The sequence below is a fragment of the Desulfitobacterium dehalogenans ATCC 51507 genome, from assembly GCF_000243155.2.
In the GTDB taxonomy this organism is placed as follows: domain Bacteria; phylum Bacillota; class Desulfitobacteriia; order Desulfitobacteriales; family Desulfitobacteriaceae; genus Desulfitobacterium; species Desulfitobacterium dehalogenans.
Genome location: NC_018017.1, coordinates 1,807,863 through 1,830,645 on the forward strand (window position 1 = coordinate 1,807,863; position 22,783 = coordinate 1,830,645).

The 22,783-nt window shown below is 43.3% G+C and carries 22 protein-coding genes; 20 read left to right on the forward strand and 2 right to left on the reverse strand.

All coding sequences use genetic code 11. The features are described from left to right. Window positions 1-145 precede the first annotated feature (145 nt). Entirely contained in the window at window positions 146-658 is a 513-nt protein-coding gene (locus tag DESDE_RS08755; RefSeq protein WP_014793677.1) for a ferritin, read from the reverse strand. Between the two features lie 229 nt (window positions 659-887). Between DESDE_RS08755 and DESDE_RS08760 the strand changes: the two genes are divergently transcribed. From DESDE_RS08760 to thpR, 20 genes are all read left to right on the forward strand, one after another. Beyond that, on the forward strand, window positions 888-1,691 hold the full coding sequence (locus tag DESDE_RS08760) for a TVP38/TMEM64 family protein (protein WP_014793678.1): 804 nt from the start codon (window positions 888-890) through the stop codon (window positions 1,689-1,691). A 96-nt stretch (window positions 1,692-1,787) separates the two neighbouring features. Further along, window positions 1,788-2,207 carry a bacteriohemerythrin gene (locus DESDE_RS08765; RefSeq protein WP_014793679.1) on the forward strand — a complete coding sequence of 140 codons (420 nt, stop codon included), beginning with the start codon at window positions 1,788-1,790 and terminating at the stop codon, window positions 2,205-2,207. Continuing rightward, window positions 2,204-2,662 carry a chemotaxis protein CheX gene (locus tag DESDE_RS08770; RefSeq protein ID WP_014793680.1) on the forward strand — a complete coding sequence of 153 codons (459 nt, stop codon included), beginning with the start codon at window positions 2,204-2,206 and terminating at the stop codon, window positions 2,660-2,662. Before DESDE_RS08765 ends, DESDE_RS08770 begins: the two co-directional genes overlap by 4 nt. A 182-nt stretch (window positions 2,663-2,844) precedes the next feature. Beyond that, complete coding sequence (locus tag DESDE_RS08775; RefSeq protein WP_014793681.1) at window positions 2,845-4,983, forward strand: HD domain-containing phosphohydrolase; 2,139 nt, start codon at window positions 2,845-2,847, stop codon at window positions 4,981-4,983. A 33-nt stretch (window positions 4,984-5,016) separates the two neighbouring features. Further along, on the forward strand, window positions 5,017-5,781 hold the full coding sequence (locus tag DESDE_RS08780; RefSeq protein ID WP_014793682.1) for an ADP-ribosylglycohydrolase family protein: 765 nt from the start codon (window positions 5,017-5,019) through the stop codon (window positions 5,779-5,781). A gap of 141 nt (window positions 5,782-5,922) precedes the next feature. Beyond that, complete coding sequence (locus DESDE_RS08785; RefSeq protein WP_014793683.1) at window positions 5,923-6,822, forward strand: YitT family protein; 900 nt, start codon at window positions 5,923-5,925, stop codon at window positions 6,820-6,822. A 112-nt stretch (window positions 6,823-6,934) separates the two neighbouring features. Then, entirely contained in the window at window positions 6,935-7,291 is a 357-nt protein-coding gene (locus tag DESDE_RS08790) for an arsenate reductase family protein (protein WP_014793684.1), read from the forward strand. 229 nt (window positions 7,292-7,520) lie between these two features. Continuing rightward, window positions 7,521-8,834 carry a branched-chain amino acid transport system II carrier protein gene (gene brnQ / locus DESDE_RS08795; protein ID WP_014793685.1) on the forward strand — a complete coding sequence of 438 codons (1,314 nt, stop codon included), beginning with the start codon at window positions 7,521-7,523 and terminating at the stop codon, window positions 8,832-8,834. Between the two features lie 625 nt (window positions 8,835-9,459). Then, window positions 9,460-9,969, forward strand: coding sequence for a sigma-70 family RNA polymerase sigma factor (locus tag DESDE_RS08800; protein ID WP_014793686.1), 510 nt, complete (start codon window positions 9,460-9,462; stop codon window positions 9,967-9,969). Next, window positions 9,962-11,380 carry a DUF4179 domain-containing protein gene (locus tag DESDE_RS08805; RefSeq protein ID WP_014793687.1) on the forward strand — a complete coding sequence of 473 codons (1,419 nt, stop codon included), beginning with the start codon at window positions 9,962-9,964 and terminating at the stop codon, window positions 11,378-11,380. The genes DESDE_RS08800 and DESDE_RS08805 overlap by 8 nt, the downstream gene beginning before the upstream one ends. A 113-nt stretch (window positions 11,381-11,493) precedes the next feature. Further along, complete coding sequence (locus DESDE_RS22740; RefSeq protein ID WP_014793688.1) at window positions 11,494-13,125, forward strand: LysM peptidoglycan-binding domain-containing protein; 1,632 nt, start codon at window positions 11,494-11,496, stop codon at window positions 13,123-13,125. A 254-nt stretch (window positions 13,126-13,379) separates the two neighbouring features. Then, window positions 13,380-13,688, forward strand: coding sequence for a hypothetical protein (locus DESDE_RS08815; RefSeq protein ID WP_014793689.1), 309 nt, complete (start codon window positions 13,380-13,382; stop codon window positions 13,686-13,688). 163 nt (window positions 13,689-13,851) lie between these two features. Next, window positions 13,852-14,232: a GntR family transcriptional regulator gene (locus DESDE_RS08820; RefSeq protein ID WP_014793690.1), complete on the forward strand. Its 381-nt coding sequence runs from the start codon at window positions 13,852-13,854 to the stop codon at window positions 14,230-14,232. Continuing rightward, window positions 14,233-15,081: an ABC transporter ATP-binding protein gene (locus DESDE_RS08825; RefSeq protein ID WP_014793691.1), complete on the forward strand. Its 849-nt coding sequence runs from the start codon at window positions 14,233-14,235 to the stop codon at window positions 15,079-15,081. Then, window positions 15,078-15,701, forward strand: a complete 624-nt coding sequence (locus tag DESDE_RS08830) for an ABC-2 transporter permease (protein WP_014793692.1) — start codon at window positions 15,078-15,080, stop codon at window positions 15,699-15,701. The genes DESDE_RS08825 and DESDE_RS08830 overlap by 4 nt, the downstream gene beginning before the upstream one ends. A 167-nt stretch (window positions 15,702-15,868) precedes the next feature. After that, a complete protein-coding gene (locus tag DESDE_RS08835; protein ID WP_014793693.1) occupies window positions 15,869-17,485 on the forward strand; it encodes a spore germination protein in 1,617 nt (538 codons plus the stop codon). Window positions 17,486-17,492: 7 nt separating this feature from the next. Further along, a complete protein-coding gene (locus DESDE_RS08840) occupies window positions 17,493-18,572 on the forward strand; it encodes a GerAB/ArcD/ProY family transporter (RefSeq protein ID WP_256379868.1) in 1,080 nt (359 codons plus the stop codon). Next, window positions 18,569-19,744: a Ger(x)C family spore germination protein gene (locus DESDE_RS08845; protein ID WP_014793695.1), complete on the forward strand. Its 1,176-nt coding sequence runs from the start codon at window positions 18,569-18,571 to the stop codon at window positions 19,742-19,744. The genes DESDE_RS08840 and DESDE_RS08845 overlap by 4 nt, the downstream gene beginning before the upstream one ends. A 153-nt stretch (window positions 19,745-19,897) precedes the next feature. After that, window positions 19,898-21,136, forward strand: coding sequence for a multidrug effflux MFS transporter (locus DESDE_RS08850; protein WP_014793696.1), 1,239 nt, complete (start codon window positions 19,898-19,900; stop codon window positions 21,134-21,136). 43 nt (window positions 21,137-21,179) lie between these two features. Further along, window positions 21,180-21,731, forward strand: a complete 552-nt coding sequence (thpR, locus tag DESDE_RS08855; protein WP_014793697.1) for an RNA 2',3'-cyclic phosphodiesterase — start codon at window positions 21,180-21,182, stop codon at window positions 21,729-21,731. A gap of 446 nt (window positions 21,732-22,177) precedes the next feature. Here thpR and DESDE_RS08860 read toward each other — a convergent pair whose 3' ends face one another. Then, window positions 22,178-22,780, reverse strand: a complete 603-nt coding sequence (locus tag DESDE_RS08860) for a TlpA family protein disulfide reductase (protein ID WP_014793698.1) — start codon at window positions 22,778-22,780, stop codon at window positions 22,178-22,180. Window positions 22,781-22,783: the final 3 nt, after the last annotated feature.

A 22,783-nucleotide genomic window follows, 5' to 3' on the forward strand; every position in this document is an offset into this window, starting at 1 on the left:
AGAAATACAAAAGAAAAGAAAGAAGGCGGAGGTATCGCCATGGATACCTCCAGCCTTCTTTAGGGTGCAGACTTTTCAGCAGTTTGAACTGCATTACGTATGGTTTAAAAAGATGATGGTTTAACCAATCTCACTTAATTGAAGATTAAAGTACCAGAGAAGGTGCTGAATAGACCCGGGCTCCCAGCTCCTGGTTCAGCATATAGAGACTTTTTGGATCTTGACCAAAAAGTTCGAACTTGCTGATAAGATCGGTGGAGGTTTTCTCTTCTTCACCTTGCTCCTTGACGAACCAATCTAAAAATTGCATGGTGCGGAAGTCTTTTTTCTCATATGCTGCAGCGTAAATAGTGTTTATGGAAGCCGTCACCATTTGCTCGTGCTTCAAGGCGGCAAGAAGGGGAGCTTTAAAATCTTCATAAGTAAGGTCGGGAGCAGCTATGGCATCAAGGGTAACTTTTTCATCATTGTTGAGAAGATAGGTCCGGAGGAGCATGGCATGGTCTCTTTCTTCCTGGGCTTGGATATAAAACCAATTTTCAAAGCCATCTAAACCATTGTCAGAATAATAATTGGCCATATCCAAATAGAGATAAGCCGAATAAAGTTCCTTGTTGATTTGTTCGTTGAGCAATAAAGCTACTTCACGGTCGAGCATAAGTCATTCTCCTTCTTTTTTGTTTTATTATTGACCATAGTATAGCAGATTCTTGCCCCATACCCAAACAATCGCGATATTTAATAATTAATAGAGGATAAATTACTTTTAATTTACAAAATAGTTTCCGGGTAAAATATAATGTCAAAATTTGATGTTTCCTGCAGACACTTTTTAACCTATTATGTTATCATTAGACTAAAAATTACATTCAAAGGAATTAGGAACTATGAAGCAGAAGCTGAATCGAAAGTCTTCGTTTTTAATAACTTTGCTGCTATTTGTCCTGGTTATTGGTCCTCTGCTCTATTGGAGCTGGCCCTACTTAACCCTTTTAAGCGACCCGGATCAAGTCCGCGAGATCATTATTCGATCAGGGACCTGGGGGCCGCTGGTGTTTATTTTCTTACAGATTGTGCAGGTCTTGATTGCCCCCATACCCGGTCAGGTTATTGGGGTCATTGGCGGATTTTTATTTGGTCCCTTTCTGGGTTTGCTTTACACAATGCTGGGTGCCACCATTGGATTTACCTTAGTTTTTATTCTCTCCCGGAAATTAGGACGTCCCTTTGTGGAACGGTTTGTGGATAGGAAGAATATGGAGCGCTTTGACCATCTTTCAGAGGAAAAAGGAGCCTGGGTGTTCTTTTTTATTTTTCTCCTGCCCGCTTTTCCAGATGATCTTATTGCATTTATTGCCGGACTAACGACGATTCCCATCCGGACCCTGGTTCTGATCTCTGTGGCAGGCCGGCTGCCGGGCTATGCCGTCTTAGCCTTTATGGGCAATGGATTGGCCTTGGAGAATCTGAACCCTGTAGTGGTTACGATTGCGGCATTAATTATTATCTTTGTCTTAGCATGGTGGAAGCGAGGGTGGTTACGGGAGTTTGTCGAGCACAGGAATCGAACTCAATTCATCAGTGAACAGTGGAATTTGCATTGGCAAAAGATCATTCTTTGGACCATTATTTTGGTTATTATTTTTGTGATATTTTATTATGCCGCTACGGTTACCCCCATTCAACGCTAATATAAAGAATAATTATTCTTTGGTAGGATTTTCACTTATGATATAATAGGAAGAACTACAGGAAGTGTTTGAGGAGAGAGTGAAAGGAGTCAATCTATGATCTGGAAGGAAAAATACAAGGTCGGTGTTCCTGTTATCGACAGTCAACATGAGGAGTTGTTTTCACGGGTAGCTAGCTTCGTGGAAACGCTGCGTTCCGACAAGCCATGGGAACAAAAGGTTGAAAAGGTCAATGAAACCCTCGAATTTATGAAAAGCTATGTGGTTACTCATTTTGCCGATGAAGAGGCTTATCAATTGGAGATCGGATATCCTCATTTTGAAGAACATCAGATAATACATAAAAATATGGTTGCTTATGTGGTTGCTGTATCCCAGGAGTACGAAAAGGAAGGCTTTAAAGAAGAGCTTATGCAGCAATTTGGGGGAAAACTTTTGGCATGGCTGATCAACCATGTGGTAGCTTATGATCAGAAAATAGCCGAATATGCAAGAAGCAAGGAGGGTAAACAATGAGCGCGAAAGACCTTCTGACCCCCTTTTCTAATGCTGCCAGTCAAACCTTTAAGCTCTTACTGGATCTGGATGTATCTACTGATGTAAGTCAGCCCATAGAAAGCAGCGAGGAAGCTAAAGAAAAAGTTGATATTGTGATTGAGATTACAGGGGACCTTGCCGGAGAAGTGATGTACAGTTTTCCTAAGGATACCACCCTGGAAATGGTCAAAATGATGAGCGGGATGGAGTTTAATGAAATCGACGAATTTGTAAAATCCGCTCTAGGTGAAATTGCGAATATTATCAGCGGCAATGCCATGACCGGATTGTCCCAATCTCAAGTTATATGCGATATCCGTCCTCCGAAAATTCTTGAAGGAGGGGCCCTTCCCACGAAAGAAGGGTGTCCTATTTATCGAACCAAAGTTAAGACCTCGATTGGGGATGTGGAACTTAATTTCCGTACAGTTTAGGATGTAATTCATGTAAGTATTTCGGCCCTGGTTCATTTTAAATGAACAGGGCTTTTTTTATATTGAAAATAATTATAAATGGCAATATAATTTAGACAAATTGTTTAGGATATCGCAAGATTCGGAACCCCGTGAAGAGGGGGGCAGAAAGAGCGAGAAGCAATAAATTGAAGGAGAAACCAATGACCAACCATAGTTTGCTTTCAGTATTGTCTTTATTTGCTGTACTTGTTTATATGTCCTTTGGTATTTATACCTACAGACAAAGTCCTCAATCCCGTATTCATCAATCCTTTCTCCTTTTATGTCTGAGCTATTCTGTTTGGTCTTTTGCTTATGCTTTTGCTTATATAGCCCAGGATGCCTGGACCTTTTCCTTTTGGAATAAGCTGGCCGCTCTAGGCTGGTGCAGTTTTAGCGCCTTGATTCTCTACCTTGTCCTGCTCATTACAGAAAACTCCCTTGTGAAACACAATGGGGTTAAATTCGTGATCTTTTTACCTGGGCTTGTTTTCTATGTGCTTGCCGTCTTCTGCTTTGGCCCGAATCTGGAGACACCTGTCCAAGTGGCCAATTTTTTCTATGCCGGTGACTTTTTGTATAATTTCTCCTATTTGCTCATCGCCATTGTCCTCTTGTTTAAGTGGGGATATGCATCACCTCATATCCGGATTAAGAAACAATCCCGGATCCTCGTCATTACCAGCCTGATCCCATTTTTATTAAACCTGACGACCCAAACCATTTTACCTGCCCTGATCCAAATACACCTTCCCACGATGGGACAACTCTACTCACTCATTATGATTTTTGGGGTTTTTATTGTGGTAACACGTTATCACTTTTTTAAACTTCCTGAGAGCGTTATTATGCAGGAGATTATGAATGAAACCCTGGATACGGTGATTGTAGCGGACCAGGAAGGCCGGATACGGAAGGTTTCCAGCCAGATGAGAGCCTTGCTTGGTTATGATGAAGATGAGGTTATGGACCATACCCTGGAATTTCTTTTTCGGAAGGCAGATCAAGGTAAATTTGACTTGAGCCAAATGAAAAACAGGGATCTTAAGTATACGGATATAGAAATAATCAAGAAGGACAAAAGTACTCTGCCCGTCAATGTAGTGTGCAAGCGGATTAAAGATAGAAAACTTCATGATGTCCTGGGCTTTGTATTTATCGTTCAAGATAATCGCCTCGTTTACGAACTTAAGCGAAAGAATGAGGAGCTCTTCAGGGAGAAAGAAAGGTATAAATTAAGCTTACAATCTGTGAAGGAAAAGCAAGAGAAGATTGAATATTTAAGTTACCATGATCAACTTACAGGTCTGTATAATCGGAGATTTCTGGAAGAGGAGCTTAGCCGGATTGATTTTACGCAAGACTTGCCCTTGACCATTACCATGGCGGATGTCAACGGGTTAAAGCTCGTCAATGATTCCTTTGGACACGCTTACGGTGACCGATTGATTCGTAAAGTGGCTGAGGTCATCCAAGAGGGCTGCCGTCAGGAGGATTTGGTGGCCAGAATTGGTGGGGATGAGTTCATTATTCTTATGCCCAGAACGAATGAGTTTGAGGCAAGAAGAGTGATTAAGGGTATTAAAGCTAAGGCTTTGCAGGAAAAGATCGGCGGCTTGGAATTGTCCGTCTCCTTCGGGTATGAAACCATGGAAAATCCCGAAATAAAGATTAATGAAATATTAAAAAAAGCCGAAGATTATATGTATAAAAATAAGCTGTCGGAAAGCCCCAGTGTCAGAAGCAAAACGATTGATACTATCATTAAGACCTTGCATGAAAAGAACAAACGGGAAGAGCAGCATTCCCACCGGGTCTCTGAATTATGCAAAAGGACTGCCATCGAACTGGATTGTTCCAATGATGAAATTGAAGAACTTAAGACGGTGGGTCTCCTTCACGACATTGGAAAAATCGTCATCAGCGAAACAATCCTGAACAAACCGGATAAGCTCCGGGATGAAGAATGGGAAGAGATTAAGCGTCATCCGGAGATCGGTTACCGCTTGCTTTGTACCATTAAGGAAATGTCTGAGATGGCTGAGTACGTCCTGGCTCATCATGAAAGATGGGATGGAACAGGGTATCCTAAGGCCCTAAAGGGGAAAGAAATCCCCCTCCAGGCCAGAATTATTTCCATTGCGGATTCCTACGATGCTATGATCAGTGAGAGAAGTTACCGCAAGGCTTTACCTGAAGAGGTAGCCGTAGCAGAATTGATGAAGAATGCAGGAACCCAGTTTGATCCGGAGATTGTGAAGGTTTTCGTTGAGAAAGTTCTGGGAAAAAAAGCTATCTAAAATACTATGAAAACTTAACTAGGTGTGAGGATAATGCTCGGAGCTGTCGTTGGCGATATTATTGGCTCTGTCTATGAGTTTAACACTATAAAAAGCAAGGACTTCCCCTTGTTTTCTTCCCATTCTAGATTTACGGATGATACCGTATTGACCATGGCCACGATCGATTCGCTTATCCATGGGATGCCTTTTGCGGAAGCTTATCGAGCATGGTTTAAGCGATACCCCCAGGCAGGATATGGGCGGAGTTTTAAAGAATGGGCGGAGTCCGGTCGGAATGAACCCTACTACAGCTGGGGCAATGGTTCCGCCATGAGAGTCAGCCCCATAGGCTTTTACTATAAAACGCTGGATGAAGTGCTGGAGAGGGCAAAGAAGAGTGCGGAAGTCACCCATAATCATCCCGAAGGAATCAAAGGAGCTCAGGCCACGGCAGCGGCTGTATTTCTCGCTAAGCGTAGAAAAACAAAGAGTGAGCTGAAAGAGACTATTGAACGGGAATTTAGCTATAACCTGAATGAACCTCTAGAGAAGATTAGGAATGGGTATACCTTTGATGTCTCTTGCCAGGGCAGTGTACCCCAGGCAATTCGGGCCTTCCTGGAGTCTGAGAACTTTGAAGATGCCATAAGGAATGCCATATCCATCGGTGGGGACAGTGATACCATCGCTTGCATAACAGGAGCCTTAGCAGAAGCTTATTATGGTCATGTTCCTTATGAGATTAAAAAAGAGGCTATAACCTATCTGGATGATCCGATAAATGCCTTATTGAGCAACTTTTATAGAGCCCTTTAATATGAGTCCAATAAACCATCCAGAATCAAGGGTGGTTTTTTTTTATAAAAATCTTGCCTATTTATATTCAGATAAGATAAAATTAATTGTTAACACCTAATGGTAAAAAATGTATAAAACTAGAAAATGGGGGAATGCATATTGATTGAACAAGAAGCTGTAGGGCAAGTCTGTGTGCCAAGAAGTCATCAAAAGATGAAAATAAGAAGCCTCGTTAAGAGGGCATTTTTTATAAGCCTTGGAGCGGTTACTATGGCCTTTGGCCTAGAGGGGATATTGATTCCCAATCATATTATAGATGGCGGTGTTACAGGGGTCTCCATGATGCTGTCTCATTTAACCCCCATCAAGCTCGGGGTGTTTTTGTTTCTCCTCAATTTACCCTTTTTTTTCTTAGGGTATAAGCAAATCGGGAAGACCTTTGCCGTGAGTATGCTTTATGGGATTTTTATTTTGTCTCTTTCAACAGTCCTCATGCACGATTTGACCCCCGTAGTACATGATGAGCTTCTGGCTGTGGTTTTTGGCGGCCTTATGCTAGGCTTCGGGGTCGGCTTGGTCATCCGTAACGGCGGAGTTCTGGATGGGACGGAGACTTTGGCTATCCTTATAGAGAAAAAAGCTCCCTTCTCCGTAGGCGAGATTATCATGATCATTAATGTCATTATTTTCTCCGTAGCTGCCTTTATTTATGGCTTAGATAATGCCCTGTATTCTATGTTAACCTACTATATTGCCTTTAAGACCATTGATATCGTGGTTAAGGGCTTTGATGACATGAAGTCCATTTATATCATTAGTCAATGTAATCAAGTCATTGCAGAAACCATTATGCAGAGATTAGGCCGTGGGGTGACTTATTTAAAAGGAGAGGGATCCTTCTCCGGAGACGAGAAGAATATTGTTTTTTGTGTTTTTACCCGGCTGGAAGAAGCTAAAATGAAAGATATTGTCAGAGAAATCGATCCTTCTGCCTTTCTGATTATCTCAGATGTTGGAGAAGTCAAGGGCGGACGGTTTAAGAAAAAGGATATACATTAGAACGCGATTCACTGTATAATTAAGAGTGAATTTCATGGCGAAAAAGCCATACCGAATTTGTAACCAATACCGAAGGGTATTTCGATATATCCTGAAGTAAGGAGGGAAAATTATGCAGTTTATATGTTATTCCAGATGTACGACTTGTCAAAAAGCACGGAAATGGTTAGAGGAAAAAGGCCTTTCCTTTGAAGTCCGCGATATCAAAGGAGAGAATCCTACCTTTGAAGAGCTGCAAAAATGGTATGAACTTAGCGGGTTACCTCTAAAGCGTTTCTTTAACACCAGCGGTCAACAGTATAAGAGCTTAAATCTTAAGGATAAGCTTCCCATGATGACTGAAGAGGAGCAGTTAAAACTTCTGGCGACAGATGGAATGCTGGTGAAGCGCCCTCTTTTACTGGGGCAGGATTTTGTTCTGACAGGTTTTAAGGAATCTGAATGGGAAGAGAGATTAAACAAAGAATAAGACAATTAAATACGGGTCGGTAATGACAAGCCCAGTATCCCAATTAATGGGGGATACTGGGCTCTTTTTTTTGCGCCGAGTATGAGCAAGAATTTATATGCTGATCCGGGTCAATTTAATGTCTTAAGTTATGTGTTGACAGCTCTTTGAGAGGAATGCTATTCTATAATAGTTTGTTGAAAAAATATAAATATTAGAATTCATCAATACTACGATAAGGAGTCAAGAGATGAAGCTTTCAAACAAGGACATTTTGATTACAGGATTCGCACTCTTAGCTATGTTTTTCGGGGCAGGTAACCTTATTTTTCCGCCTATGCTTGGTTTGCAAAGTGGAGATCAGCTTTCCTGGGCCCTGTTGGGCTTTATTGTAACGGGAGTCGGGCTTCCCTTTTTAGGAGTGACCGCGGTGGCTAAAGCCGGTGGGGATTTGGAATTGCTCGCTAACCGGGTTCATCCTGCTTTCAGTAAAATTATCACGACTATTTCAGTTCTCTGTATTGGTCCCCTTTTGGCTATTCCAAGAACCGCTGCTACAACCTATGAAGTAGCTATCGCTCCTGTGACCCAATTCATTCATCCTCAGTTAGCGTTATTGCTGACATCTGTTGCTTTTTTCGCCATTACCTTATTTTTTGTCTTAAGGCCGACCCAAATCCTTGATAGCGTGGGGAAAATCCTTACCCCTTTCATGCTGATTTTTTTAGCTATTATCATTTATGTCGGAGTAACTCATCCTTTAGGCACGATGGCTCAAAGCAGCTATATGAATCCATTTTCTCAAGGGTTTTTAGAAGGCTACAATACCATGGATGCTATCGCCTCGGTGATTTTTGGTATGATTATCGTTAAAGGCATCAAGGAGAAAGGTGTAAACGATAACAACCAAATAGCAAGAATCACCATCACAGCAGGAATGATTGCAGCAGCAGGTTTATGTTTCATCTATGTTGGATTGGGATATATTGGAGCCACGACTGGAACCTTATTTACCGGGACTAATCATGGGCAGATGCTTATATTCATCAGCGAATCCTTATTAGGAGTCCCAGGCCGGACTATTATTGGTGTCGTTATGGCTTTAGCCTGTCTCACCACAGCTATTGGGCTGGTGGCCAGCTGCGGAGAGTATTTCAGCCGTTTAACCCATAACCGGGTGAGCTATAATACGGTAGCGATTATTACTACTTTTATCAGCTTTATTTTAGCGAACATGGGCTTAGCTAATATTTTAAGGGTTTCCGTACCCTTGTTGGAATTCGTCTATCCGATCATTATTGTCCTGATTATGCTCGCACTGCTTCACAATCTCTATAAAGGTAAGAGAGCAGTTTATGTGTGGACAGTGGGAATCATCGTCTTCTATGTCACCCTGGACACCCTTTATGATTTAGGGACATCACTGGGGATTAATCTCGGCCTTATTCGGAAGGTCATGGATTTTCTGCCTTTCTATCACCTGGGTCTGGGATGGTTAATTCCCGCTGTACTCACCTTAGTTTTAACTATGGTTTTCACCGCCGGGAAATCCGCTAAGGCATAGAAGGGCATTCCTATCAACAAGGAAATTCCGTAGTAAAAGCAGAACTCCTCTTCGGGGTTCTGCTTTTTTGCATGATTAAAACTTCCTTAAAAAAGACCTGTAAGCTGATTCTCCAGGATTTTGCTTTCGGCGTTCACTCCATAAGCTGCGCGGAGCAATCTAATCGCTCAAGACCTCCGCTGCGTCGGGTCCACCTTCGCCGCTAAGCAGTCTCTGTGGCATGGCGGCTTGGGCGAAACCCTCGCCCGGGTTTCGTGCCCAAATCGGCTCCTCGAAAGCACTGCTTTCGCACTTGTTCTCAATGGGCGGTTGGAAACGTCCTGTTTCCAACCCGACTCCACTGCAGTCTTTTCGCGAAGATTGCTACCCTGCTCGCTTAGAATCCGTTCTCTGCCTTATAGCAAAATCCTTGGGCCGTCTTTCGGGCTTGAGCGGCGGGTAAGAAGTGCAAAAAGTGACCTGTGCGTAAAGCTACTCGACCCGGACACTTGGACAACGCTTTTCATCCTCTGCTGGTGCTGCGGCAGCGGCATGGCAGGTTACTCTAAAAAAAGATAAAAGTTTTTGCATCCTTGAAATGAAAATCAAGGGTAAGTTTCTCTAATAGATAGGAAGGGGGGCGGACATGGGTGTATTTGGAGGAAAAGGAGTCGATAAAAAGACCTATGTGGCTTTCATCACAGACTATAAAAGCATGATGTACCGCATTGCATTTGGCTATCTCGGCGATGAAGCCAAGGCCTTGGAGGCGGTGGATGAAGCTGTATATTTAGGATATGTTCATAGGAAAGAACTGCGGGAACCCAGTTTTTTCAAGACATGGCTGACTCGAATCCTGATCAATGAATGTTACCGAATCTTGAGAATGGGCAAGCGGGAAGTGATCATGGAAGTCCTGCCGGAACAAGGGCAGTCTTTTCCTGAGGGCACATTATCCATCAAGCTGGCCGTACAAGCTCTGCCTGAAGACCTTAGAAAGGTGATTGTTCTGCGCTATTTCGGCGGCTATACCATTGCGGATACTGCCCTTATACTGGGAATTCCGGAGGGGACGGTAGCCACCCGTAGCCGCAAGGCTTTGAAGATCCTGAGAGTGGAACTGAGTGAGGAGGAAGGGGGAGACTGTTATGACTGAAGGCAACCAAGAGAATTTAACAAAGAGCAGGCATGATGCGGGGCAGGAGTGGCAGGCTTTTATAGCTGAGGCTTATGCAGAGCCTAATCGCTTAGGATCAGTGGAAGATACGTTGGAGAAAAGAATTGGTCAGGGCAAGAGGAGAAAGAGAGCCTTCTATAGTTCTCTCTCGACAGTTGCTGCCGCACTATTATTGATCTTCTTGGTCAATAGCAATTCTGCTTTTGCTCATACCATGTCCCGTATCCCGGTTATCGGCCACTTGATTGAGTATATACAGTTTGATAAAAGCCTGAGCGGGGCCATAGAGAATGAATATATTCAGGAAGTAGCTCTGACTGCCTGGGATGGAGAAAAACAATTATCTCTGCCTTACGTCCTTGCCGATGAAAAAAATTTGGTGCTCTTTTTTCAACTTCCGGATGACTTCGAATTGGCAGCCCATGAGTGGGCCAATATCAGCCTCAAGGAGATGAGGGATGGAGGGACAGGAGAAAAAATCGAAGGCTTTGCCTATTCTTCCTCTAACTTGTCTCCAGATGAACTGGAAAAAAATCATGGTTTTATCATGCAGCGCTATTATTTTTCTGAAGGTGAATTGCCGGAGTCCATCTCCTTTGATGTGCTTTTGGAGCTGGAAATCCTTCCCCAGGAGGAACGAGCCGTTCCCGTAGGGGAATTCGAAGACCATGTTTATAAACCCAATATGAAAGAAGTAGGGATCTTCACCTTTGAAGTTCAATTTGAAGAATTTGCTGAGCCTATTGTTTATGCATTTCATAAGACCTTCAGCATCCATGGGCAGAAGATCACTCTGGAAGAGATGAGAGTCTATCCCACGGGAACGGAAGTGTCCTTTACTTTTGCCGATGACAATACAGCATGGGTCAAGGGATTGAATTTAGCTGTTGAGGAAGACGGGAACATCGTGCTCAAAGGCAGTCAAGGGATTAGCGCCATGAATAAAGAGGATTACAGCGGAATGAGTGTCTTTATCGAGTCGGATTATTTTGAAAAACCTAAGAAACAGGAGCTTCTGATTCAGGGGCTGCGCTTACTGGATAAGGAAGAGGAATTTATTACTGTGGATCTGGAGAAAAAGACCATAACCCCGGCTATTGAGGGAACGGAGTTAAAAGAAGTTATCAAAGGAGAAGGAAAAGCCAACCTGGTTTTTGATACAAAAGTCATGGAAGAGGGTAGCTTCGGTGCCTTTGGTTTCGAATATAGGGATGAAGAAGGAAAGACCTATACCCTGAATGGTTTAGGAACCTTGTCACCTCAAGATTCCTGGATGGAAACACGGATCACGGTAGAATATCCGGAGAGCGGCAAAATTATTTTGCAAAGAACATTAACCCCTCTGCTCATCCTGGAAGAGCCAATCCGAATCGATCTTCCTCAGCGCTAATTCCAATATTAAGCCAATTACAATATTAAATTAATATTTCAGAAGGAGAAACAAAATTGAACTAGAATTATAAATTATACTGGAATTATCAGCGTTTGAAAGGGAGGAATTGAATGAGAACTAAAAAAAGACTTTTCACCATGTCCTTATTTTTAGCGGCAATCCTTGTATTGACAGGATGTACGGCTAACCAAAAGGCAATTTTGGATGCGTCGATGAAGATGCAAAACGTCAATTCTGTACAACAGCATATGACAATGTCCATGGACCTAAAGGGTTCAGGATTGGATCCCATGCTTCAGGAGCAAGTGGATCAAATGGCGGCGATGCTCAATGGGGCGAAAATTGAGCTCGATATGAAGACCAACAGCAATAAAGAGAAAACCGTCCTTCGCGCCCAGGCAGATATGACGATGAGTATGCCGGGACTGGAAATGAAGATGCCTTACTGGATCGATATGGATATGGCGGGAGATCAGCCTAAGCTCCTGGAGATATTCCAAATGCCATCTATGGCTAAAGCTTCCTTGCCGGCAGAGTTCATGAACAAAGAGTATATGGTCATGAATCTCTCCGATACAAGCTCATCGGAATTAAGTACCCTGGATATGACCAAGTTGATGGATTTCAGTGTGAACTTTCAAACAAAATGGACGGACTTTTTGATGGGTTATGCTGCCCGTTTCAACCCTGGTATTGAGGTCGTCAGTGTACCTGTCAATGATCCTTCCACACAGAAATACACCATTCATCTTAATGACAAGGCATTTAAAGAGTTGTTAAGCTACAGCGTCAACCATTTTGCCCAAGATGAAGAAGCTCAGGGTTTTATTCAAGAGTATTTCCAAACGATTTTCGAGCTGACAGGAGGACCGGCCTCTTTAGAAGATTCGATGGATTTTGATGAGAGTTTTCTGGGACCGGAAGAATCCGCTGCGGTTTTGACAGAAATCAACGCGGTCTTAGAATCCCTAAAAGATGTTACCCTGATTGGTGAGAGCGGTATTCAATTGAACTACACCATCACAGACGGTTACATTACCCAGAATAGCGGCAGCATCGATCTGCAGATCGACTTGTCTCAAATTGCCGGCTTGATGAATATTCCCGGTGAAGAAGCAACGGAAATCAGTGGCGTCTTGAATCTTGTCCTAAACTTTGATTCAGAGACTTCAAACATCAATCAACCCATTGACATCCGGATTCCTGAATTAAGCCCGGAGAATTCTTTCGATTACTTTGAATTTATCGAAGCATCTCTCTCTTCATTAGAGCAGGTTACGGAGCCTACTCCGGAACAAGCTACTTCGGAACAACCTTCTGCTCCGGAGCCGGTTCCATCGGTGTCCGAGTCTTCTGAAGAACCCGCTGCACCGACACCCGCGTCTACCCAATATACGGTACAGCCGGGAGATACCTTGTCCACCATCGCGCTTAATCATTATGGAAGCTATGAACATCATGCCGACATCTACCAAGCCAATGCAGCAGCTTTCAAGAAGAGTAATAATCGGGTGGATGCAGGAATGGTCTTAACTCTTCCTGCCAAAGGATTACTGGCTCCCTTGTCCACAGAGAACATAAAACAAGTTTATACCGTTAAATCTGGAGATACCTTGGGAACGATAGCTAAACAGATGTACGGCGACGGTTCCCTCTATACAAAAATTTATGAAGCCAATAAAGAAAGACTAAAGAATCCCAACCTGATCTTTGAAGGACAAAAATTGGTCATACCTAACTAGATTTTTCTTAGAATTTAAAAGGTTATCTTAAAAGAGAGTGAATTACCTCGTCGTAAATCACTCTCTTTTTTATTTTGACCCTGAGGAAGAAGAAAGAAAAAAGTCGAAGATTAAGAGGAAATAAGTAAATTATAAAGAATAGATATAAAATGAAAATTTGAAATATTAAGTGAAGAGAAATTAGAAAATCACAAAGAATGATGAGCAGAGAAAAGTACAAAAGACAAAAGCAAATGAATTTAGGGGGATGAATCATGAATTTAGAGAAGGCTTACTACGAAAGCTCCGCAGGATTATTGGTTACTGATGCAGACTTTAAAGTAATTTGGGCTAATCGTTTCGAAGAAGAGTTTTATAATAAGCCGGTTATTGGGCTGGATGTGGTAGATTGCCATAAGTCTGAGAACAGAGAGAAGATACGTGAATTTATCGGAAGGTTTAAGACTGGTGAAATGAAAGAGTTTACGAAAACTGCCATAGGAATGATCATTACTTATAGCAGTTATACAATTGACGGAGAGTTCGCCGGATTGGTCAGAACAAGAATCAGGATGCCTCAATAAATCTCCTGACAAAATTGCCTATACTTGTAAATCGGTCATCGTTCAAACAGCTGAGGGAATACCCAGCTGTTTTTTTATTGTGGAAAGTATAAACGTATTGACTAAGTGATCATAGTGTATATAATGTATATATACACTATTTTACGCGGCAGGAGGTGATCTTTTGGATATTATTATCAGCAACTCCAGCGGGAAGCCTATTTATGAGCAGATCACTTCTCAAATAAAGAACTTAATTATAACAGGGGAACTCAGGCCTGGGGATGCCCTGCCATCCATGCGCCTCCTGGCTAAAGAATTGCGCATTAGTGTGATTACAACGAAAAGAGCTTATGAAGATTTAGAACGGGATGGATTTATCCAGTCCATCATGGGAAAAGGAAGTTTTGTGACTTCGCAAAATACAGAGTTAATACGGGAAGAGCATTTGCGGAAGATAGAGGAATACCTCCAAAAAGCTATTGAGACAGCAAAGCTCTCAGATATATCCCTGGAAGAGCTTCTGGAGATAACGACTATGCTTTATAAGGAAGGGGAGGAATAAATGGTGAATGTCCTTGAAGTTAAAAATCTATCTAAAAAATATAATGAGTTTCAATTAAAGAATGTCAAGTTTTCCTTGCCCCAGGGCTGCATTATGGGTCTGGTAGGGGAGAACGGAGCAGGAAAAAGTACAACAATAAAGCTGTTGCTCAATTTGATTCGACGTGACGGGGGAGAAGTAGAGATCTTCGGCAAGGATAATTTAACCCATGAGAGAGAGATCAAGGAAGATTTAGGAGTGGTATTTGACGAGAGTAACTTTCCGGATAATATGAATGCCATAGATATCTCTTTAATGATGAAAAATGTCTATAAGAATTGGGATCAGGAGATCTTTGAGGGTTATCTCCGGAGGTTTGCCTTAGTACCAAAGAAAAAAGTCAAAGATTATTCCAGGGGCATGAAAATGAAGCTGTCCATTGCCGTAGCACTCTCTCATCACCCTAGGTTCTTGATTCTCGATGAACCCACCAGTGGATTAGACCCTATGGTGCGGGAAGAGATTCTGGATATTTTCCTGGAATTTATACAAAACGAAGAACACTCCATTCTTATTTCTTCACATATCATCAGTGATCTTGAGAAAATCGCCGACTATATTACGTTTATTCATAGTGGAGAGGTGTTATTCAGCGAAGCAAAGGATCAGCTCCTGGAGGATTATGGGATCTTAAAATGCAGCCATACAGAATTGGACCAATTGGATAAAGAGTTGATCATAGGCTATCGGAAAAATCAGTTCGGCATTGAAGCCTTGGTTAAAAGAAAAAAACTCAAAGGGAAATTCCTGGTGGATTCAGCAGGAATAGAGGATATAATGCTGTTTTATAGCAGGGGGGCAGGAAAATGAAAGGATTGATGATTAAGGATATCTTTGCGCTAAAGACTCAAGGCAAGATACTTTTGGCCTTGTTGGTATTCTATGCCGTGTATTCGATTGTATTTCAAAATCCCAGTATGTTGGCCGCTATGATTATCCTTTTATGTATTATGTTACCGATGACCACAATGGCTTATGATGAAAAAAGCAAATGGGATAAATATGCTCTATCTATGCCCATCCAAAGAAGAACCATTGTCTTAAGCAAATATTGTTTTGCGATCATTGCTGAGCTTTTAGGAGTCGTTATTGTGGGAGTTCTCGGTGGAGTCATTGTCTTTTTTACGGGTGAAATGGAAATCAGGGAACTGCTCATCATGACTCTGGCACTGGGTGGAGTTGGTTTGTTCTTGCTCGCCGTAATCCTGCCTATACTCTTTAAATTTGGTATAGAAAAGGCCAGATTTATTGTACTGCTGGTGTTCTTTATCCCCTCTATGGTCGCAATGATGCTTCCTCGGCTAGGGATTGAACCCCCCAGTCTTGAAACCATAAAACTATTAGGGTATGCATCTCCTTTGATTGTTATAGGTATGCTTCTCCTTTCGATGAAAGCCTCCATCGGTATCTATAATAGAAAAGAGTTTTAAAACATGCTGTGAAGAGTAGAATCTTTGGACTGATGTTCAAGGATTCTTTTTCATTTTGAGGACAATCCTGGTTGATTTAGCATGAAAATTACCTTTATTTGACACACTAACCATACCCAATGGTGGTCCTCTGTAAAATTGCTGTTCAGGAAGGCTAGGGAAGCACATTGTTTAAGGAATTAACTCAAAAAGCCCTTTCTTTAGGAACTAAAAAAAATAGAAATGAAAAAGATGGTCAATGGGGAATCCAATCTGGGCCTTTGGACAATTCTCTCCAGGAAAACCTGCAAAGCTTAAAACAGACCTTTGATCTATGTGCAGACATTTCTTTCCGGGAATTCGAAATTAATGCCGGTAAACCTATCCGTGCCGCACTGATTTATTTTAAGGGAATTACCGATGCTAAACGAATCTCCGAGCAGATGCTGGAACCGATCATGTATGTAGCTCCCGAATTAAGAGATGATGATCAGTCAATAGATAACAAAGCCATTCACTATGTCCAGAATCGCTTAAGCACGGCAGCTAGTGTTGAAACAACCCAGGACATAGGTGAAGTAACAAAAGGGATCTTGGATTCTAAGGTGGCCTTACTGATGGATGGAGTTTCCAGTGCTTTGCTGATGGATGCTCCCGGGGGGAAAACAAGAACTTTAGCCGAACCTGACTCAGAGCCCGTTGTCCGGGGACCTAAAGACGGCTTTGTAGAAAGTTTGTCCACCAATATCATGCTCCTGCGCCGCCGCATACGTACCAGCCTTTTAAAAATGGAGACACTTGAGATAGGGGATTTAAGCCGCACTCAAATCGCGGTATGCTATGTTCAAGGAATTGCCAATGATAAAATCGTTGAAGAAGTAAAGACCCGCCTGAAAAGGATTAAAATAGATGGAATCCTGGCCAGTGGCTATATCGAAGAAATGATTCAGGATGAACCTATATCAAATTTCCCTTTGATCTTTACTACGGAGCGTCCTGACCGTGTTGCCGGCTGTTTGCTGGAGGGAAGAGTGGCGATTTTAGTGGACAATACTCCTGTGAGTCTTGTGGTACCCTGCACCTTCTCGACAATGCTTCAGGCTTCCGAGGATTACTATATTTCTGCCGAATTTTCTACTTTTGTCCGAATTCTGCGCTTTATCGGCCTGAATTTTTCTCTGATGCTCCCGGCTTTAACAGTAGCTGTCTTTTCCTTTCATCAAGAGTTGATCCCTCTGCCGCTTCTCGCCACTGTGGCAGGCGCTCGGCAAGAATTACCCCTTCCCATTTTCATGGAAATTCTTGCCATGGAGATAACCTTTGAGTTGCTTCGGGAAGCGGGAGTCCGTCTTCCCAAAACCATAGGCCAGGCGATCAGTACCGTAGGGGGTATAGTCATTGGCCAGGCTGCAGTAAATGCCGGTTTTGTGTCTCCGTTATCTGTGATTGTAGTGGCTTTGACGGCCATTTCCTCTTTCACGATTCCTAACTATCCGGCAGGGACATCTATCCGTATTTTGCGCTTCTTCCTTCTCGTGTGTTCAGCTATTTTAGGAATCGTGGGAATTATGTTTGCTCTTATGCTCATTCTCTTTCACCTCACTAGTCTGAGATCATTTGGCGTACCTTATCTCAGCCCATTTGCTCCCTACAGTCCCAGAGATTTTAAAGACAGCATCATTCGTGTACCCTGGTGGGCCATGATCACCCGCCCCCGGTTGTATGAAGGTAAGGAACCGGAGCGCCAAGCCCGGAATCAGGGACCTCAAAAGCCTGATCAAGGGGGAGGGGGCTCCCATCAATAAAGAACGAATATCCGATTCACAGTTCACTGTGCTTTTGTTTTTAACGATGATGACAACGGCTGTTCTCTATGTGACCAGTATTACAGTCCAGGATGCCAAGCAGTCGGCTTGGATAGTTCCCCTTCTGGCATCAGGCCCCGGATTTTTTTCCCTATGGTTAATTGTAAAGCTTGGCCGCCGTTTTCCAGAGAAGGATTTAATCCAATACAGTACGGTTATTGCGGGGAAAATTATTGGCAAAATCATTGGGATAGGCTATATTTTCTATTTCTTTGTTTCCGGTTTCTTGATTATACAGCAGTTTACCGAGATTCTCTTTCTCTTCTTTTTGGGGAATACCCCCACATGGTTTGTCGGCCTTTGTTTTCTATTGGTCTGCAGTTATGGTGTTTTGCTGGGTATCGAAGTGATCGCTCGCTCCGCTCAATTTGTGCTTCCGCTGTTTGTGGTTAGTCTGATGAGCATTGCTTTTTTTTCTTTTCGGGATATGCACCTGGAAGAATTACTCCCCCTATTCGAAGGGGGACTGGGCGCGGTGGTTAAGGCATCCTTTGTCCCGGGTTCCTGGTTTGGTGAATGCATTATTCTGGCTTTTTTATTACCGTATATCAATAAGCGCAAAGAGATTTTTCGCAAGGGCTCCTGGGCGATTATAGCTGCCGCCATCTTCTTTACTGGGAACATTCTTTTAACATTGCTTATTTTAGGCCCGGAACTATCAGCCAGCTACGACTTGCCTTTTTGGCTGATGATCCGCTTTATCGAGGTGGGGCGCACTTTTTTGCGTATCGAGACCTTCATCATCTTCCTCTGGATTGCAGGGGCCATTGTGAAGCTTACCTTAGCCTATTATTTGGGATGTACTGTGGTCGCCGAAGTGTTTGGCTGGAGATCCCGTCAATGGATTGTAATTCTTTTTGGGTCGGCTCTATTTGCGGCCTCAACTTTTTTTCTGAACAATGCTGTGGAATTAAACCTGGTTTTGAGCAAATATTGGCCGCCTTTTGCGTATGTCTTCCAATTGGTGATACCAGGCCTTTTATTGGGAGCGGCTTACCTATTTAAGAAAGGAAGAAAAACCCGGTGAAGAAGAAGATTCGCGGATTGCTATTTTTCGGTCTTATAGCAAGTTTACTCCTATTGAGCGGATGCTGGGATAGTAAGGAAGTGGAGGACTTAGCTGTCTCAACCCTTATTGCCTGGGATAGGGTCACCGTCGATGGGAAGGATCTATGGCAGATTTCTACCCGCATCCTGGATTTGACGACAGATCAAACCGGTGGGGGAAAAGGAAAATCCTATGCTCATGAAATTCTGCTTAAAGGAACAGGAATTACTATCCAGGATGCCTTTAACCAACTGGTCATGCGCCTGCCGGCTATGAATTTTATTGAGCATAATGTAGGCATTATTATAGGGGAAAGAGTGGCCCGTGAAGAACTCCCCAACATCATGGGCGCGGACCTGCGTTTTCCCCGCTCTCGTATTAGTGTTGATGTTTTTACTTGTGAGGGAGAAGCCTTTAGGATTCTGCAGACAGAGCCTGAATTGAGTTTCACTCTATCCAAAGAGGTGCGCAAAATTGCGGACAAAACCGCGGAGGAAAGTGGAGCATCCCTCAAAATGACCGCTTTAGATTTCAGTAAGCAGATTATTCGCAAGGACCGGGATGCCGTATTACCCCAGATCAAGGTCTACAACCAGCAGGAAGGAGAAGAGACAGCGGAGCAATCAGTAGTAATTCAGGGGTTTGGAGTGGTTCGTGATACAAAGTTGGTGGGGTGGCTGGGGGACGAAGAAACTTTAGGGTATATCCTCAGTGTCGGAAATCCAACAAGTCCTGAGATCCCTCTTCCAGTGGAGCGGGAAGATATCATATTCAGTTACTTTATTACCAGCGCCAAGGGGCGGATTTCCTCAGGGCTGGTGGAGGGAAAGCCCAAATTTACCCTACATATTCAAACCAAAGGTGTAGTGCACGAAGCAAGTACTCCAATACTGACAGAGAAGGATCGACCGGCGTTGGAAAAGGACATTGAGGAAAAGATTATCGACTTGGTATGTAAAGCTGTCGCCAAGGCAAAAGAATATGATGCAGATATTTTCGGCTTTAATGAACATCTTCATCGCTATCATCCCAGGGATTGGGAGAAAATTGCCCCGGATTGGCGGAAGTATTTTAAGGATGCAGAAATCGAAGTGGAGGTAGAAGCTGAGGTCAAAGCCTTCGGCGCATCCAGTACTGGGTTTAATTTTTAAAATCTTGGCTGATTTTAGTTTTTTGATTAGAAAGGTAGGGCTCCCCCATGTGAGGGAGCTTTATTTTTTTTAATGGTAATTTGTCAGAAGAAAATATAAAATAGGAAATATATATACAACTATACATCAGGATGAAGAGGGGTCAGAGAAACTATGCAAGGAATTATTGAAAGACAGCAAGAAGGAATGGGTCAAAAGCACCTGGGAAGAAAGGGCCTTATCGCCTTTATCGTATTAATGAATATGTTTATTCCTTTATCGATGGACCTGTATCTGCCGGCATTGCCGACCATGAACGAATATTTCGGCAGTAGTGCCGCCATAACGAATTTAACCCTGAGCCTGTTTTTCCTATTTTACGCAGCAGGTATTCTGGTTTGGGGACCTTTAAGCGATCGTTATGGCCGGAAGGTCATCATCATGATGGGGAGCGCTATTTATATTGCCAGCAGTATTGCGTGTGCCCTATCCCCCAGTATTACATTCTTAATTATTTCCCGCGCCTGCCAAGGAATTGGCTCAGGAGGGATTACCTCCGCCTCCATGGCTATAGTTAAAGATTGCTTCACAGGGAAGAATAGGGAAACGATTCTGGCCATCACTCAATCGATTTCCGGATTGGCCCCTATGCTTGCCCCCATCGTCGGCGCATGGATTTTGTATTTCACTGATTGGCGAGGATCTTTTTGGTTATTAGCTCTCATTAGCATAATTAATTTAGTATTAACTATCCTATATAAAGAAACATTGAGAGAAGAAGAGCGCTACCGGGGTAGTCTCTTAGGCTCCTGGAGCCGCTTGGTGGTGGTGGCCAGGAACAAAAGCTTTATTATCCCAGCCCTCATTTTTGCTTTTGGCTCCATCCATTTTATGGGCTATATCGCGGTCTCTTCCTATGTCTATATCGATTATTTTGGTCTCAGTGAGCAGATGTATAGCTACTTTTTTGCTGCCAATGCCTTAATCTCGATCTTAGGGCCGGCTATCTATATCCGCTACTTTATTAATTTCAATAAGAGGGCTTTAGCCGTGTTGTGCTTTGGTGTGGCTGCTTTAAGCGGAGTTCTTATTATGACCTTAGGACAATTGTCTCCCTTTATCTTTTTGGTGGGGATTATCCTCATGTCCCTTACAGGAACGGTTATGCGTCCCTTCAGTACGAATATTCTCATGGAACAGCAAAAAGGGGATGCGGGATCCATGTCTTCCATTATCAATATGTCCTTTACACTATTCGGCAGTTTAGGTATGGCCATCGCCTCCATCTCCTGGGGAAACATCGTCGTCGGCCTGGGTGCCTTAATCGCCATAGGATCAGGGATTTCCATACTTGCCTGGTACGCCTTTATGAAGTCCAGCATTCCTTGTGCCGGGGTAAAAGACAGTCAGTAATTATAAAGCATCGCCAATTTAGAGAACTTATGGAGGCAAAAACATGAGAGCCTTTGTGGGAATTGATTTTACTGAAGAAATTAAGGATGAAATCTATGGGTTTCAACAGAAGCTGAAAGGTTATGCCCAGAGAGGAAGATGGAAACATCGGGATAATTTTCATCTTACGTTAAAGTTCTTAGATGAAATTTCTCCCGCTCAGAAGACAGATATTGATGAAGCCCTGCTGAGACTATGCCAAAGAGAAAGTCCTTTTAATTTAGAGTTAAAGGGCCTGGGAGTATTCACCGGCAAAGAATCCATTCGGGTATTATGGCTGGGATTAGCCGGTGATATCCAGGAGATGGAGTCCCTCCATCAAAAGGTGAGCCAGGCCTTGGTCCTTCTAGGCTTTCCTCCCGAGAGAAGGCGCTTTAGTCCCCATATCACCCTGGGACAGGATATCGTGTTTGAAGGCGGATTTGAGGAAATCAATGCAAAGGTCGAAGGCTTTGAGTTCAGCCCTACCCATGTGGAGAGGATTCACCTCTTTAAAAGTGAGCAAATCCAGTTCAAGAGAATTTATACAAAGATCTCGGAGTATCCTCTGGGCTAAGCGATGATTGAACTGCTTTGAATATTGCTCCAGGCATAAAAAAGGAGCCACGACAACTGTTGTCGCGGCTTCTTTCGTGATCTTATCAGGCTTTGATTCCGTAGGGTGATGGTGATTTGGAAAGCATTGAAAGCTGTCTCCAGGATTTTGCTTTCGGCGTTCACTCTATAAGTTGCGCGGAGCAATCTAATCGCTCAAGACCTCCGCTGCGTCGGGTTCCCGGCTAAATCGGCTCCTGCCTCATAGCCGGTTGGAAACGTCCTGTTTCCAACCCGACTCCGCTGCAGTCTTTTCGCGAAGATTGCTTACCTGCTCGCTTAGAATCCGTTCTCTGCCTTAAAGCAAAATCCTTGGGCTTGTCTTTCGGGTTTGAGTGGCCTGGATATAGGATAAGCTACACGACCCGAGCCGTCTTTTCATCTTCTGCCGGTGCAGTCCCAGCTGGTTTATTGCTTAACCATACCTTTCAGCACGGTCTCTAAAGTGCTTTTCTTTAAAGGTCCCCGGTACCCGGTTACGATATATCCTTCCTCATCAATGAATAGGGTGGTGGGAATGGTGGAAACGCCATAGACAGAGGCAGCTTGGGTGTTCTTATCCAGATAAATAGGGAATGCATACCCTTCCTTTTTCACAAAAGCCTGGCCGGATTCCTCGGTTTCCCGCTGGCCATCCACCAGATCCACCATAAGAAAAGCCACCTCGTTTTTATATTGAGCGTAAGCCTCGTTAAAATGGGGCATTTCCTCACGGCAGGGAGGGCACCAGGACGCCCAGAAATTTAGTACCACAGGCTTCCCTTGAAAATCCGATAATTTATACTCAGCGCCGTCAGTCCCATAGATTGTGATATCAGGGGCCATAGTTTTCTTTTCTTCCTGGGCTGCAGCAGGATCTCCTTCTTGGGAACTGGGCTTTTCTTGTTCCAGGGTGACGGATTCCTGAGTAGACCCATACTTTGCCGATAAAGAAGAATAGACCCCATAAGCTCCCCCTAGAAACAGGACAAAGACGACAATGCCCAGAATCAACTTGGTATTATTATTCATAAT